Below are 14,843 nucleotides of genomic sequence, written 5' to 3'. Positions count from 1 at the left end.
TCCCCTTCAGCTGTTCAGGACGGCGTCGCCGCCGGCAGTAACAACATCCTCCAGCAGCACGGTCTGATCGATGACCGGAAGCCCAACAACGTGCCCGAAGCTGAACATGTTCTTCGGATCAAGCTCTGCTTTTGCCTTCCTGAGCCGTTCGCGGACTGTCGGACCCCAGGCCCGCTCCCGGTCCTCAGCGTCAACAAAGTGGCCGTGCAGGTTCACGAACGTCCCGCCGTTGGAGGCGTCGCGCAGGTCCTCACGGACGGCGTCGAACACTACCGGAAGCAACTCCGCCAGCGGCGGGACCGCCATGCCCGCCATGAAGAAACTGAACGCGGCGTCGCGGGCGCCAACAGTGTCATCGCCTTCGGCGCTCTTGGCCAGGGCACCGCCGAGCAGCCGCAGCTCGGCCATCAACACGGGACTTTCGACGCCGGGGCCGAAGTGCCGCAGGATGGCGTCCTGCGCTCCGCTGTCCAAGCGATCCAGCAGGAATCCCCGCTCGCGTACGGGAACGGGCTGGTCCGGGTCCTGATGGATCATGTCGAACTGCGTGGCGTCCAGCGGACCGGTCCCGTCCATCATGAAAGGCGCACTTTGGCGCATGGGCTCCAATAGTTGCGAGGCCACCCCCGCGTCACCTTGGTAGGCGTAACGCAGATGGACCACGAACTTGCCGCGCAACGGCTCGGGAACGATGTCCATATCCGGCAGCCTCAGGAAAGCCAACGACGCCGATGCCTCCTGCGGGAGCGACGTTACCCAGTGGCTGAACTGCTGGAGAACCGTAGCCGCGTGCTCGCCGTCGTAATACAGTCCGCCCGCAAAGAGGTCCGAACCAGGGAAGAGGTGGAATTCCATGGCAGTGACGATGCCCAGGTTCCCCTTGCCGCCGCGGAGAAGGTAGAACAGCTCCGAATTCTCGTCCTTGGTCACCCGGCGCTGCGTGCCATCGGCGGTGACGAGTTCGAATGCGATGACGTGGTCTGAAGCGAAGCCATACTTGCGGCCCAGGATCGGCAGGCCACCGCCCAAGGTGTAGCCCACAACGCCGACGTCGGTGGTGGAACCGCAGAGCCCCATCAAGCCGAAGGTCGCGGCGAGATCCACCACGGCCCTCCAGCGGACGCCCGCACCCACGCGGGCCGTCTTCTCCACGGGGTCGATACTGAGCTCCAGCATCCGGCGGGTGCTGATGAGCAGCCCGCCTTCAATGGCGTTGGTGGCACCGTGTCCGGTGGATTGCACTGATACGGGCATACCCCGCTCGGCCGCCCAGCGGATAGCGGCGGAGACGTCCTCTGCGTCGAGGGCGCCGAAGGCAAGATCAGGTTGGTGCTGTGTGGAGAGGTTGAAGGCCGCTACTTCGGGAGCGAAGCCCGGATCGGCAGGCGTGAACACGGGACCGCGCACGCTGAGTTGGAGTTCTGAAACATCTGGAAAGGAGGCGTGGGACTGCATGATCTTCTCTCAATTGACCGATGTGGTGGAAGCTTCCCCAGCAAGCCTTGATCAGTTTATCCATCAACTGGATATAAGAGAAGAGTTAATAAATCACTCATAATCGGGCAGGGTTGATTACCGCGCCGTGGTGGACGCGGATCGGCGGCGCGCAAGGGCTACGTGGGGGGCGCTAGAGCTGCTTGATCATACGGGTGTTGCCCAAAGTGTTGGGCTTCACGCGGGCAAGATCCAGGAACTCTGCCACGCCTTCGTCATGCGAGCGCAGCAGTTCGGAGTACACCTGCGGATCCACGGCCGACTGGTCAGCCATCACTTCAAATCCATGGCGCTTGAAGAAGTCCACTTCAAAAGTCAGGCAGAACACACGGCTCACGCCGAGCGCCCGGGCTTCCTCCAGCAGGTTCTCCACGAGGACATGCCCCACTCCCCGCCCACGCCATGAGTCAGCTGCTGCCAGTGTGCGGATCTCGGCCAGGTCCTCCCACATCACGTGGAGGGCCCCGCAGCCGATGACTTCACCGTCATCAGACTCGGCGATCCGGAATTCCTGCAGGCTCTCGTAGTAAGCCACCGTCTCCTTGGCCATGAGAATCCGCTCCTCAGCCAAGGGCGCCACAAGCCTTTTAATCGCCGCCACATCACTGGTGCGGGCAGGGCGAAGGCTAAAGGTGGAATTCACTCCCCCATCCTAGCTATGGGCGGCTTGGCGTACGTTATGTAACGTGCACCGTCCCTGCTGGGCCGCCGCCCCAGCTAAATCCCCAGCTCCTCAGGCAGCGAAACGTCCTCGCCCAGCACTTGCTTTGCCAGGAAGTGCTCCACCACTCCGTACCAAACCTTCGCGTGCTGCGGCTGCAGGACCCAGTGGTTCTCATCCGGGAAGTACAGGAAGCGGTGCGGGCTCTGGCCGTTGTCGTCGGCGGGCAGCTGCGATGAGGAAAGGAGTTCGTACCAGAGGCGCAGTCCTTCGCCGATCGGCACGCGGTAGTCCTTGTCTCCATGGATGACGAGCATGGGCGTTTTGATGTTGCCCACGTTCAGGTGCGGCGAGTTTTCCATCGCCATTTCCACGGTCATTTCCTTGAGCCAGTACTGCGCTGCGTCGGTGGTGGGGCCGAATTGGTCCAGTGCCCAGAGGCTGGCGTGGGTGACCACTGCCTTGAACCGATCCGTTTGCCCGGCAACCCAGTTGGCCATGTAGCCGCCGAACGAGCCTCCCATGGCCGCGGTCCGCGATTCGTCGATGTCCGGCCGGGCAACCACTGCGTCGGTGATGGCCATCAGGTCAGTAAAGGGCCTTTTCCCCCATTCGCCCCAACCGCGCTGGATGAACTCCTGGCCGTAGCCGGTGGAAAGAGCTGGATCCGGAAGGAGAACGGCGTAACCCTTGGCCACCATCAGCCAAGGATTCCAGCGCCACGTCCACGCGTTCCACGAACCCAGCGGCCCGCCATGAATCCACAACAAGAGTGGTGCCGGCTTGTCCGCAGAGGCACCCTCCGGAAGCGCAAGGTAGGCGGGCACACGCGATCCGTCTTCTGCCGTGGTTTCCACGCGCTCAAGGTGACCCTTGTATACGGGACGCTCCGCTGGCGCCTTCAACCGGAGAACCTCGCCGGTGGCGAGGTCAATCCGCACGGCTTCGGCCGGGAACTCGTAAGAGCTTCGGAGCGCGTACGCCGTGGTCCCTTCAGGAGAAACCACGACATCGGAATAGGCGGCGGCATCCTGCGTCACCCGGGTGACAGCACCGTCAGCGACGCCGATCCGAAATACCGGCGCGGCGCCGTCGTCGTCCGCTGTCGCCAGGACCGCAGTGCCGTCCGGAAGCCAAACAAGCGGCGTAGCCCAACGGTCCCACTGATGCGCGAGCGGCTCAAGGTCTGTGGTTTCGCCGTCGGCCACATTTAACAGGTGCAACTTCACGAGGGGAGCCTGCGTGGGCGTAGTGTCGCTCTCGCTCTGGACCACGAGGGTCCGGCCGTCCGGGCTGACGGGCCCGGGAAAGTAGCTCATACCTTCATGGTCCAGCAGCACCTTGATGGTCCCGGTGGCAACGTCGACGGCGGCCAGCACCTCGCGGCTGTCAGCCTTCGCCAGCGCTTTGGTCATGCTGGTGTAGATGGTCCTGCCGTCCGGGCTCACCACCGTTTTGGCTTCACGCAGCGAACCGCCGACGCCGGCCGTCAGGTTCCGGAGTTGCAGCGGCGCTGATGCATCCACAGTGGAGGGCTTGCCGGGCTCTTCCGCTTCGCCCTTCTCCACGGCGAAAATCCGCGGCTCGGCCGGGCCAAGGTCGGCATCCCAATAGCGGACGGGGTAGCCGCTGTGCAGGATGGCCGAAACTTTGTTGTCCTTGCGTGCCTTGCGGCGCTCGTCGTCGTTCTCCTCGTCGGTGGACCCGGCCAGTACCTCGGCGTTGACGAAGGTGGCGTCTGCATCTTTGGCCGCCATGACCGAATCGATGCCGCCGGCACGTGAGTGCACTACGCGGGCCTCTCCCCCGTCGGCCGGCAGCAGCCACAGTGCGCTCACGGGATCGGCGTCAGGACTGTCCGGATCAGGACGCGCCGAGGTGAAGTAGAGGTCGCCGTTGGCGGCGAAGACAGCACCTGCCTCCCCCTTGGAACTGCGGGTGATGCGGCGGGCATGTTTTTGGCCGCTGGGGTCGAGTTCCCACAGCGCCGTGGCAAACTCGGTTCCCTTGCCGTTCAGCGTGGTCACGGTGGTGACCAGGCGCTTGCCGTCCGGGCTGAGGCTGAGGCCGCCAACCCTCGGGATGGCGAGGTAGTGGTCCATGTCGTGAAACGGGGTTTCGGGCTGCTTAGCCCGGGTGTCAGCAGAGTCCATAGTCCGATTCAACACGGATTGTGCTGCCGATCACAGAGCGGTTCACTCAGAGTGAAACAGTACTTTCAGATATTCACCCAATTAGGTCGCATTGGTGCGCGTTTTGAGTGCCCCAAACACTGCTAATACTTGGATGGGAGATTACGCAGCGCTTCGACCACGGGCACCGTTCCGTCTTCAGTCGCGATGGCCGCCGCTATCTTCGCTGCCCTCTGCGCGTACGACGCCGTGCCAACAGTTTCCGCGATGGCGTCACCGAGGCGCTCCGGAGTCAGCTTCTTGTAGGGAACCGGCTGAGGACCCACCCCGAGCGACGCAATCCGGGAAGCCCAGAGCGGTTGATCCGTGTACACGGGAACCCCTATCGCTGGCACGCCCGCCCGGAAGCCGGCCGCCGTCGTTCCCGCTCCCGCATGGTGAACCACTGCAGCCATCTGCGGGAACAGCCACTCATGCGGAATGCTTCCAACGCCGATTGCATCGTCACCCAGCACACCCTCGGCGCCCTGCGCTCCTTCCACCCCCTGCACTCCCTCTACCCCCTGCACTACAGCCCGCACTCCGGCGCGGCGCGTGGCCTCAAGGACGAACGCTGCATCAATGTGGGCGCTGCTTCCAAAGCCCACGAATACGGGCGGAGGGCCATCGGAGAGGAAGTCCACGAGGTCCGTTGGCGGCTGCCACTCCGGCTTCACCGCAGGCCACCAATATCCAGCCATGACCAGGCCCTCGTGCCAATCAGCAGGCCGTGGCAGGACCGATGGGCTGATGCCGTGAAGAATGCTGGCATACGCTTTACGACGGCGGCGCTCACCGGTTGCGCGACTCTGCTTGGCCAACCCCAGCTCCTTGCGAAGGCGTGCGCTGGGGGCATCGTAGGGAGCCGGGCCCGCTGCTGCGCGCTGGCCAATGAACTTGTTTCCCCAAGCCCCAAGGCTTCGGGCCGAATTCATGAGAACAGGCGGATAGGCTGCGCTGGGCTCCGTGGGCTGTAAATGTGCGCCGATGGCCGGAATGCCCATAGCTTCCGCAATATCGTAGGCATAGGGCGCCACCGAATTCGCCAAAATCACGTCGGCACCGGCCTGGGCTGCAGCCAGTGTGCCCGTGGCAGCGTTGTCCATGTACTCGGTGAGCTTCCGCCAGAAGGTGAGCATGGAGCCGGAAGACGCCTTCGCGCCGGGGGCCGGTTGCCTGATCAGTCCCTCCAGGTCCCCGGGCAGTGGCCTGAACTCGCATCCTGATTCAACAACAAGAGACGCGTAGGCCGGGTTGGCCGCGACAGCTACCTCGTAGCCCAAGCCTTGCAACGCGCTTCCCAACCCCGCCATGGGCGCAACGTCTCCCCGCGTCCCCGGAGCAACCATGAGTACTCGCATGCAGTCCCTTCCCCTTCCCTCTCCCTCGGAGTTTTTGTACAGCTAACGCCCTTTAGAAGCCACCTTAAGGGCTTTAGCTGTACAAAAACTCCGGGGTGGGCAAAGCAAAAGCCCCGCCTGCTCCTTGGCTGGAGCGGGCGGGGCTTTGTGTTGCAGGGCCCTACGCGGTCGGAGCGATCTCCGGGATACGCGGCTTGGCGTTGCCTTCGAACGTGAACTTGGCGTCGTCACCTTCGCCGTCAACGTCCACCACAACGATGTCGCCGGAGTGGAGTTCGCCGAACAGGATCTTCTCGGACAGCTGGTCTTCGATCTCGCGCTGGATGGTGCGGCGCAACGGCCGGGCACCCATGGCGGGATCGTAACCACGCGTCGCCAGGAGAACCTTGGCAGCGGGGGTGAGCTCGATGCCCATGTCCTTGTCCTTGAGGCGACGCTCCAAGCGGGTCACGAACAGGTCCACGATCTCGATGATCTCGTCCTGCGTCAGCTGCGGGAACACCACGACGTCGTCAACACGGTTGAGGAACTCGGGGCGGAAGTGCTGCTTGAGCTCTTCCGTGACCCGGGCACGCATACGGTTGTAGCCGGTCTGGGTGTCCGTGCCGGACTGGAAGCCCGTGGCCACGCTCTTCGAGATGTCGCGGGTACCAAGGTTGGTGGTCATGATGATCACGGTGTTCTTGAAGTCCACTACGCGGCCCTGGGAGTCGGTCAGTCGGCCGTCTTCCAGAATCTGCAGCAGCGAGTTGAAGAGGTCCGCGTGGGCCTTTTCCACTTCGTCGAACAGGACCACGGAGAACGGACGACGGCGGACCTTCTCGGTCAGCTGGCCGCCTTCTTCGTAGCCGACGTAGCCCGGAGGTGCACCGAAGAGACGCGAAACCGTGTGCTTCTCGGAGTACTCGGACATGTCCAGTGTGATGAGGGCGTCCTCTTCACCGAACAGGAACTCGGCAAGGGCCTTGGCAAGCTCGGTCTTACCGACGCCCGTGGGGCCGGCGAAGATGAACGAGCCACCGGGGCGCTTGGGATCCTTCAGGCCTGCACGGGTACGGCGGATGGCCTGCGACAAGGCCTTGATGGCCTCGTTCTGGCCGACGACGCGCTTGTGCAGCTCGTCTTCCATCTTGAGCAGGCGCGAGGACTCTTCCTCGGTGAGCTTGAAGACCGGGATACCGGTGGAGTTCGCGAGGACTTCAGCTATCAGGTCTTCATCAACCTCGGAGATATCGTCCATTCCTCCGGACTTCCAGGTGCGTTCCTTCTCCGCGCGTTCGGCAATGAGCTTCTGCTCCTTGTCACGCAGCGAGGCAGCACCCTCAAAGTCCTGGGCGTCGATGGCGGATTCCTTCTCCATCTTCACGTCGGCGATGCGCTCATCCATGGCCTTGAGCTCCGGCGGAGCCGTCATGCGACGGATGCGCAGCCGTGCGCCGGCTTCATCGATGAGGTCGATCGCCTTGTCCGGCAGGAACCGGTCCGAGATGTAGCGTTCGGCCAGCTGCGCAGCTGAGGCGAGGGCGCCGTCGGTAATCGTCACGCGGTGGTGTGCCTCGTAACGGTCACGCAGGCCCTTGAGGATCTCGATCGCGTGAGCGACGGAGGGTTCCTTGACCTGGATCGGCTGGAAGCGGCGCTCAAGGGCAGCGTCCTTCTCAATGTGCTTGCGGTACTCATCCAACGTGGTGGCACCGATGGTCTGGAGTTCACCACGGGCAAGCATCGGCTTGAGGATGGACGCAGCATCGATGGCGCCTTCGGCAGCACCGGCACCAACGAGGGTGTGGATCTCGTCGATGAAGAGGATGATGTCGCCGCGGGTGCGGATTTCCTTGAGGACCTTCTTCAGGCGCTCTTCGAAGTCACCGCGGTAGCGGGAACCAGCAACCAAGGAACCGAGGTCAAGCGTGTACAGCTGCTTGTCCTTGATGGTCTCCGGCACATCGCCACGGACGATCGCCTGGGCGAGACCTTCGACGACGGCAGTCTTACCAACGCCGGGCTCACCAATCAGGACGGGGTTGTTCTTGGTACGGCGGGAGAGGACCTGCATGACGCGTTCCATCTCCTGCTCGCGGCCGATCACGGGATCAAGCTTGTTCTCGCGGGCAGCCTGGGTCAGGTTGCGTCCGAACTGGTCGAGCACCACCGAGCCGGCAGGAGTACCTTCCGGCTGGCCCTGGCCGGAGCCGCTGCCTGCGGTCTCCTTGCCCTGGTAGCCGGAGAGCAGCTGGATGACCTGCTGACGGACCCTGTTCAGGTCCGCACCAAGCTTGACCAGCACCTGGGCGGCTACGCCTTCGCCTTCGCGAATGAGGCCGAGCAGGATGTGCTCAGTACCGATGTAGTTATGGCCGAGCTGCAGAGCTTCGCGGAGGGAAAGCTCGAGCACCTTCTTGGCGCGCGGGGTGAAGGGGATGTGACCGGACGGGGCTTGCTGGCCCTGGCCGATGATCTCCTGCACCTGTTCGCGAACGCCATCGAGCGAAATGCTCAGGGACTCGAGCGCCTTGGCAGCAACGCCTTCACCCTCGTGGATCAGACCCAAGAGGATGTGCTCGGTACCGATGTAATTGTGGTTGAGCATCCGTGCCTCTTCTTGGGCAAGGACGACCACGCGACGGGCACGGTCCGTAAATCTCTCAAACATTTCGCCACACTCCTAGCTACGACGTACTTTGATGCTACGTGCCGGAGCAACACTTTTGGGGCGTGTTCGCCACAGGGGAAACATGACGGGGTTGCGGAATAAATCCGGTTCCGGCCCTTGACCGACGCCAGCCCGGAGTGGCACCCTCCCGCCTGGCCCATGGGCGCTGCCTGAGAGCTGGCCCGTGAATATTTTCCCGGCGCCATGGTCCACCGCATTGTCTGAACCCGCCAGAGCCCGCATTCGGACCTTTCCGGTCCCGGCGGTTCACAGGATATTCCAAGTATCGGGGACCAGGGGGCTCCACAAACTGCCCGCTTAAACGCCAATGCCCCGGCAGTGACTGCCGGGGCATTGAAGCGGTGAATCAGGAATTGGCCTTTTGGTACGCTTCCTGAATTTCAGCCTGAATACGTCCGCGGCTGTTGACGGTGTAACCGTTGTCACGGGCCCACTGACGGATTTGCGCGGAATCCTGGTTACGTGCGGCTGTAACACGGCCCCGGGTCGCGCGGCCGGAAGAAGTCTTCCTGGCCTTTGCGACGTAGGGCTCCAATGCCTTGCGCAGCGAGGCTGCATTGGCAGTGGACAGGTCCATCTCGTAGCTCACGCCATCGAGGCCAAAGCGGACAGTTTCGTCCGCAGCGCCCTCATCCAGGTCATCGACGAGGATGATTTTTACTTTCTGTGCCATGAGTTGCCTCTCATTTGGAGGGTTGGATAATCAGAAATTCCCCGGATTCCTTTGATGATTATCGTTCACGGCAAGCACGCACGTCAAAGCGTAATTGGATTCTCCTCAGTAAGAGGAACCCAATTGGCGGCTATTTAGCTGCGGGGTCCTCGGAAGCAGGACCTGAATTTTTCAAATTCGCTTCGGCCTGCGCTTCGGCTTCGGCCTGCCGTTCTGATTTGTCCGCATTGAAGATCGACTTCATGGCAAACCAGAAGATCAATCCGACCACAATGGACGGCGCCAGGACTGCGATGTACTCCATGATCAGTGACCTTCAGGCTTCAGCAACGGGAACAAAATGGTTTCGCGGATTCCGGCACCGGTGAACAGCATCACCAAGCGGTCAATGCCCAAGCCGATACCGCCCATGGGCGGAGCGCCGTATTCAAGGGCGCGAAGGAAGTCCTCGTCCAACTGCATGGCTTCCTCATCACCGGCAGCCAAGCGGCGGGACTGCTCTGTAAGGCGTTCACGCTGGATCACCGGGTCAATGAGCTCGGAGAATGCCGTACCGCGTTCCATGCCGCCGATAATCAGGTCCCAGGCCTCGATGAGGCGGCCGTCCTCGCGGTGCGGGCGCGCCAGCGGCTGGGCGGAGGGCGGGTAGTCGTAGACAAACGTGGGATTCAGCAGGGTGGGTTCCACGATCTCGCCGAACAGTTCAACCACGATCTTCTCGGCGTCCCACTTGGGGTCCACCTTTACCTCGTGCTTGGCAGCAATTGCCAGCAACTCATCCACAGTGGTGTCGGGGGTAATTTCAATTCCCACTGCTTCGGAAATACCCGGGTACACCGAAATCCAAGCCCATTCGCCGTCGAGGTTAATTTCGCCGGCGTCTGTCCGGATGGTGCGGGTGCCCACCACGTCAGCCACATTGAGGATGATTTCCTTCATGCGCTCGGCCATGACGAACTGGTCCGCCCAGGCTTCGTAGCATTCGAGGGTGGTAAATTCCGGGCTGTGCGTGGAGTCCACGCCTTCATTGCGGAAAACCCGGCCCATATCGTACACACGGTCAATGCCACCAACCACGGCACGCTTGAGGAAGAGCTCAGTGGCAATGCGCAAGGTCATCTTCTGGTCGAACGCGTTCATGTGCGTCTCGAACGGACGTGCCGTAGCGCCGCCGTGGACCAGCTGCAGGATGGGGGTTTCCACCTCCACGTAGCCGTGGCGGTCAAGGGTGTCGCGGACCGAGCGGGTGATGGCAGCACGCTTGTAGACCATTTCACGGGCTTCGTCGCGGACCATGAGATCCACGTAGCGCTGGCGAACGCGGGTTTCCTCATTCAGTTCCGCGTGCAGGACCGGCAGTGGACGCAGGGCCTTGGATGCCATGGACCAGGAATCGGCCATGACGGACAACTCACCGCGGCGCGAAGAAATGACCTCGCCTTTGATGAAGACAAGGTCCCCAAGGTCAACCAGTGCCTTCCAATCTGCGAGCGCTTCTTCGCCCACGTTGGCAAGGCTCAGCATTGCCTGGAGGCGAACGCCCTTGCCGTCCACGCCACCCTCCTGAAGGGTTGCGAAGCACAGCTTTCCGGTGTTGCGGACGAATACGACGCGGCCGGTGACGCCAACCACGTCGCCGGTGGTTTCGTCAGCTTCCAAGTGCGCGTACTTTTCGCGGATCTCGCTGAGGGAATGGGTCCGTTCAACACCCACCGGATAAGCCTCGGTGCCGCGTTCGATCAGCTTTGCGCGCTTCTCCATACGGATGCGCATTTGCTCGCTGGCGTCGATGGGCTCTGCGGAGGTGTTCGGGGCGGGGGTGTTTGCGGAAGTCACAGTCCTTAAGTTTACCGGTGATTACGGGCCTTTACTTCCGGGCCCCAAGATCCGGTAAACGCATAGACTCGGGCTGTGGAAACGTGGACGGTTGAAACGAACGACGGCGGCGGGCAACTTGAGGTGCACACCTTCCGGCCTGCGTCGAATGCTTCGATTCCAGGGTCGAAGGCACCTGCTGAACCAGCCGGCGTCGTGCTTGTTCACGGCACCCTGGTGACCGATTCGCTCTACTGGCCGTTCGCGCGAACCCTGAGCGTCATCCTGGGACGCCCTGTGCACAGCTACAACCGGCGCGGGCGAGGCCATTCCGCACCGCAGCCTCCCGGCTATTCAGTGGACACCGAGATCGCGGACCTTCAAGCGGTCATGGAAAAGAGCGGTTCCAACGACGTTGTGGCGCACAGCTATGGTGGCTTCGTGGCCCTACAGGCCGCCCGCCGGGCCAAGATCAACAAGTTGGTCACCTACGACGCCGCCGTGTCCCTTTCCGGTAACCTCACCGGCCGGTGGCGGCCCGAGCTGGAAGAAGCGGTAACTGCCGGCCAGCTCGATCATGCATGGGCCCACCTGGTGCAGGGGCTGGGAACCGCGGGGCCGATTTCCTACCTGCCCATGGGCGCCCTGCGCACGCTCAGCGTCCTCTCCGCCCGGACACGGCTGGGCCTGGAGATGCGCTCCCTACTCCCAACTGCAGTGACGGAAATGCGCGCTGTCCTTGATGCCGACGCCCACCTTCACGACTTCATGAAACTCTCCACCCCCACGCTCATGCTCAGCGGCGGGTGGAGTCCGTCGTACTTCGCGGAAACCGGCCGGATCCTGGCCGGGGCCGTACCCGCAATTGACTTCGCGATCGTGCCGCTGCAGTTCCATGAAGGTCCGCTTCGGCCCGGGAAACGGCTCGCTTCGCGCATCGCCCGGTTCCTGTCGGGGAACCCTGTGGGGGAAGAACCCGGCAGTGCCACCTAGGATGTTCCGGTGAAGGAACAGGACATCAAGACGCACGACGGCGGCAACCTCGCCTTGTACAGCTACGGCACCGAAGACGCACCCGGTGAACGCCGCGTGGTACTTATCGGTGGCGCATTCCTGACAGCACTGATTTACCGACCCTTCTCCATAGCTTTGTCCAAGGGACTCGGCGAAGGCTGGGCCGTGGACGTGTACGACCGCCGTGGCCGGGGCAGATCCAGCGAGCAACCCCACAACTACTCCATGGCCACCGAAATCGCCGACGTCCGCACCATCATGGACGCCACGGGTGCCCGCAACATCATGGGCCACAGCCTCGGCGGCGCCGTTGCCCTCAACGCAGCGCAAGCATTCGCAGGCACGCGCCACCAACCGGACAAGCTCGCGGTGTACGACGCAGCAGTTAATATCGACGGCAGCATGGACACTGCCTGGCTGGATGATTTCGCCGAGTCCGTCAACCAGGGCGATGTGGGGCGGGCGCTGGCCCGGATGAAGCGTGGCATGCACCCCGGAACTGCCCTCGCCCGGGTCCCGGAGCCGGTATTGGCCGGGCTTATGGCAGTGGTCTCCGGGACCAAAGTCAACAGGCTTTTCCGTGAGCTCATGCCGTCGGGCGTCGGTGAACTGAAGGCGGCCTTCGACGCCGCCGACACGCCTCAGGACTTCTCGGTCCTGCCTCCCGGCACGCATTTCATGGTGGGCAAGAAAAGTCCCCGCTTCTACAAGGTCACCGCCGCACGCCTGAACAGGGCCGTCCCCGGCAGCACGTTGGAAGTCTCCCCCAAAGGCTTCCATGGTTCCGTTCCGGCAGCGGTCAAGGAACTCGTTTCCGACGTCACGGACTACTTCCACCGCTGACAGTCCACTCAATTGACTTTCCACTCAACTGACTTGTCCACGCTTCTGAGTTGTCCACATATGGGCCGGCATGCTGCCCGCATTCAGGTGGCTCGGATAGGCTCAAGTCATGACGCGCGACATCATCATGACCCACGACGGCGGACACCTCGAACTACTCACCACGGGCGGTGAGCTGGCAGCGGCAGGCTCCGGCGTCGTCGTCGTTCCTGCCTCCATGGTGACGGCCACCGACTACATGCGTTTCGCCCAGAAACTCAGTGAGGCCCTTGGCCGGCCCGTCCACACTTTCAACAGGCGCGGGCGCGGTGATTCGTCGCCGCAGTCCGAGGATTACACGCTCGAAGCCGACATTCGGGACCTCGACGCCGTCATGAAGCACACCTCCAGCACCGACGTGTTCGGACACAGCTTCGGCGGTGCGGTCGCGCTGCACGCCGCCCGGACGCTGCCGGTGGAGCGCCTCGCAGTTTACGATCCCGCCGTCTCGGTCAACCACAGCGTTAAAGCCGACTGGACACCGGACTACGAACGGGCGACGGCGGCGGGAGACTACGATCGCGCCCTCGCCATCCTCATCAAGGGAGTGGAAACCGGCGGCGCCTTCGCTCGAATGCCCCTATCCATGTTGACCCTGGCAAATAAGCTTGCCGCCGGCACGCCATTGGGCAAGCAGATGCGCGAGCTGATGACCTGCGGCGTCCGCGAGATCAAAGCCGTCATCGCCGCAGACATGCCTCCCGAGCCATTCCTTGAGTTGCCCTTGGAGACCCTGATTGTGGTGGGCGAAAAGAGCCCGGCGTACTTCGGTGTTGCGTGCGGCCAGATCCACGGCGTCCTGTCCGGGTCCAGCTACACCATCCTCCCCGGGTTCGGGCATGACGGGCCGAACAAGGCACCGGACAAGCTGATCGCGGAGCTGTCGGAGTTTTTCTCGGGCTAGGAGTCACAGCACCTCTCTTTGCAGATGGTTCTTTGCAGATGGTCGCCATGCCCTTTACGCTGTAAATACTAAGTCCCCTTACCTTTTGAGGGGGCGGGTGTGGGCCGGGCCATATCCCGGCAGCGCCCTTCCGTGTTTCAGACCTCGGCAACAGGAGGACCACCATGACTGATCAGTACACGTTCCGAAACCCGGTTACTGCCTACGAACAGATCTCACCGCCGAAACAACACCAGCCCGAGCCCGGCCTCGATGCTGAGCTGACTCCCAAGGCAGACCTTGGTGAGGAGAGCTACCGGGGGACGGGACGGCTGGAAGGCCGCAAAGCAATCGTTACCGGCGCAGACTCGGGCATCGGCGCCGCTACAGCCATCGCCTTCGCCCGAGAGGGAGCAGACGTCGTCCTTTCCTACCTGCCCGAAGAGGAAGAAGACGCAGCACGGATTGCCGGCATCATCGAGGCCGCCGGTCAAAAGGCGGTCAAAGTGCCCGGAGACCTCAAGGACTCCGCCATGTGCCAGGAGGTGGTGGACACCGCCGTAGCCGTCCTGGGCGGAGTGGACATCCTGGTCAACAACGCCGGCAAGCAGGTGGCTCAGGAAGAACTGACCGAGATCACCGATGAACAATTCGACCACACGCAGAAAACCAACGTGTACGCAATGTTCTGGCTGACCAAAGCGGCCCTCCCCCATCTTCCTGCGGGCTCCACGATCATCAACACCACATCCATTCAGGCCTACAACCCGTCGCCAACCTTGGTGGACTATGCCACCACGAAGGCAAGCATCAACAACTTCACCAAGGGGCTCGCACAGCAGCTCGCGCCCAAGGGCATCCGCGTTAACGCTGTAGCGCCCGGCCCTATCTGGACGCCCCTGCAGGTCAGCAGCGGCCAGCCCAAGGAAGAATTGCCGGAGTTCGGGCAATCAACTCCCCTGGGCCGCGCAGGCCAACCTGCGGAACTGGCTCCGGCGTATGTATTCCTTGCGTCACCGGAATCCAGCTACGTGATCGGGGAAACGCTGAACGTTAATGGTGGCAGTCCCACGCCGTAGCCGGCGGCTGTCCCGCTCTCAGGGGCCAGGCGGGTTTTGGTTGTTAAATGCGGGGAGCCCCGACCTTCGTGGTCGGGGCTCCCCGGTTTAATGGTTGTCCGGCGGTGTCCTACTCTCCCACACCCTCCCGGGTTCA

12 protein-coding genes are annotated in these 14,843 nt (G+C 62.7%); 4 read left to right on the top strand and 8 right to left on the bottom strand.

What is annotated here, in order from left to right; genetic code table 11:
- Positions 1 to 6: 6 nt before the first annotated feature.
- The 8 genes from ACLRGI_RS13985 to lysS all read right to left on the bottom strand — a co-directional run bounded on the left by ACLRGI_RS13985 (position 7) and on the right by lysS (position 10,870).
- Positions 7 to 1,455 (bottom strand): FAD-binding oxidoreductase, encoded by a 1,449-nt coding sequence (locus tag ACLRGI_RS13985; protein ID WP_419202241.1) that lies wholly within the window; start codon positions 1,453 to 1,455, stop codon positions 7 to 9.
- 172 nt (positions 1,456 to 1,627) lie between these two features.
- Complete coding sequence (locus ACLRGI_RS13980; RefSeq protein WP_207595750.1) at positions 1,628 to 2,137, bottom strand: amino-acid N-acetyltransferase; 510 nt, start codon at positions 2,135 to 2,137, stop codon at positions 1,628 to 1,630.
- A gap of 74 nt (positions 2,138 to 2,211) precedes the next feature.
- Positions 2,212 to 4,308 carry a S9 family peptidase gene (locus tag ACLRGI_RS13975; protein ID WP_419202240.1) on the bottom strand — a complete coding sequence of 699 codons (2,097 nt, stop codon included), beginning with the start codon at positions 4,306 to 4,308 and terminating at the stop codon, positions 2,212 to 2,214.
- A 122-nt stretch (positions 4,309 to 4,430) separates the two neighbouring features.
- Positions 4,431 to 5,687: a glycosyltransferase gene (locus ACLRGI_RS13970; RefSeq protein WP_419202239.1), complete on the bottom strand. Its 1,257-nt coding sequence runs from the start codon at positions 5,685 to 5,687 to the stop codon at positions 4,431 to 4,433.
- Positions 5,688 to 5,847: 160 nt separating this feature from the next.
- Positions 5,848 to 8,340, bottom strand: a complete 2,493-nt coding sequence (locus tag ACLRGI_RS13965) for an ATP-dependent Clp protease ATP-binding subunit (RefSeq protein WP_017196999.1) — start codon at positions 8,338 to 8,340, stop codon at positions 5,848 to 5,850.
- A gap of 367 nt (positions 8,341 to 8,707) precedes the next feature.
- Positions 8,708 to 9,034, bottom strand: a complete 327-nt coding sequence (locus ACLRGI_RS13960; protein WP_419202238.1) for a histone-like nucleoid-structuring protein Lsr2 — start codon at positions 9,032 to 9,034, stop codon at positions 8,708 to 8,710.
- 130 nt (positions 9,035 to 9,164) lie between these two features.
- Positions 9,165 to 9,338: a hypothetical protein gene (locus ACLRGI_RS13955; protein ID WP_419202237.1), complete on the bottom strand. Its 174-nt coding sequence runs from the start codon at positions 9,336 to 9,338 to the stop codon at positions 9,165 to 9,167.
- A gap of 2 nt (positions 9,339 to 9,340) precedes the next feature.
- On the bottom strand, positions 9,341 to 10,870 hold the full coding sequence (gene lysS, locus ACLRGI_RS13950) for a lysine--tRNA ligase (protein WP_419202236.1): 1,530 nt from the start codon (positions 10,868 to 10,870) through the stop codon (positions 9,341 to 9,343).
- Between the two features lie 75 nt (positions 10,871 to 10,945).
- Between lysS and ACLRGI_RS13945 the strand changes: the two genes are divergently transcribed.
- From ACLRGI_RS13945 to ACLRGI_RS13930, 4 genes are all read left to right on the top strand, one after another.
- On the top strand, positions 10,946 to 11,842 hold the full coding sequence (locus ACLRGI_RS13945; protein ID WP_419202235.1) for an alpha/beta fold hydrolase: 897 nt from the start codon (positions 10,946 to 10,948) through the stop codon (positions 11,840 to 11,842).
- A 9-nt stretch (positions 11,843 to 11,851) separates the two neighbouring features.
- On the top strand, positions 11,852 to 12,706 hold the full coding sequence (locus ACLRGI_RS13940; protein ID WP_419202234.1) for an alpha/beta fold hydrolase: 855 nt from the start codon (positions 11,852 to 11,854) through the stop codon (positions 12,704 to 12,706).
- A 109-nt stretch (positions 12,707 to 12,815) separates the two neighbouring features.
- Positions 12,816 to 13,649 (top strand): alpha/beta fold hydrolase, encoded by an 834-nt coding sequence (locus ACLRGI_RS13935; RefSeq protein ID WP_419202233.1) that lies wholly within the window; start codon positions 12,816 to 12,818, stop codon positions 13,647 to 13,649.
- A gap of 164 nt (positions 13,650 to 13,813) precedes the next feature.
- On the top strand, positions 13,814 to 14,707 hold the full coding sequence (locus tag ACLRGI_RS13930; protein WP_419202232.1) for a glucose 1-dehydrogenase: 894 nt from the start codon (positions 13,814 to 13,816) through the stop codon (positions 14,705 to 14,707).
- Positions 14,708 to 14,843 lie beyond the last annotated feature (136 nt).

The sequence above is a fragment of the Paenarthrobacter sp. PPS72 genome (assembly GCF_048537125.1).
GTDB classification, from domain to species: Bacteria; Actinomycetota; Actinomycetes; order Actinomycetales; family Micrococcaceae; genus Arthrobacter; species Arthrobacter nitroguajacolicus_E.
The sequence above is the reverse complement of the archived record's forward strand: the minus strand, read 5'-3'. Positions and strand labels throughout refer to the sequence as shown.

Bases quoted from the DNA above. Each gene is read 5' to 3' on its own strand.
- ACLRGI_RS13955 (WP_419202237.1), bottom strand. From the start codon at position 9,338: ATGGAGTACATCGCAGTCCTGGCGCCGTCCATTGTGGTCGGATTGATC.
- ACLRGI_RS13985 (WP_419202241.1), bottom strand. From the start codon at position 1,455: ATGCAGTCCCACGCCTCCTTTCCAGATGTTTCAGAACTCCAACTCAGC.
- ACLRGI_RS13970 (WP_419202239.1), bottom strand. From the start codon at position 5,687: ATGCGAGTACTCATGGTTGCTCCGGGGACGCGGGGAGACGTTGCGCCC.
- ACLRGI_RS13935 (WP_419202233.1), top strand. From the start codon at position 12,816: ATGACGCGCGACATCATCATGACCCACGACGGCGGACACCTCGAACTA.
- ACLRGI_RS13930 (WP_419202232.1), top strand. From the start codon at position 13,814: ATGACTGATCAGTACACGTTCCGAAACCCGGTTACTGCCTACGAACAG.
- ACLRGI_RS13975 (WP_419202240.1), bottom strand. From the start codon at position 4,308: ATGGACTCTGCTGACACCCGGGCTAAGCAGCCCGAAACCCCGTTTCAC.
- ACLRGI_RS13960 (WP_419202238.1), bottom strand. From the start codon at position 9,034: ATGGCACAGAAAGTAAAAATCATCCTCGTCGATGACCTGGATGAGGGC.
- ACLRGI_RS13965 (WP_017196999.1), bottom strand. From the start codon at position 8,340: ATGTTTGAGAGATTTACGGACCGTGCCCGTCGCGTGGTCGTCCTTGCC.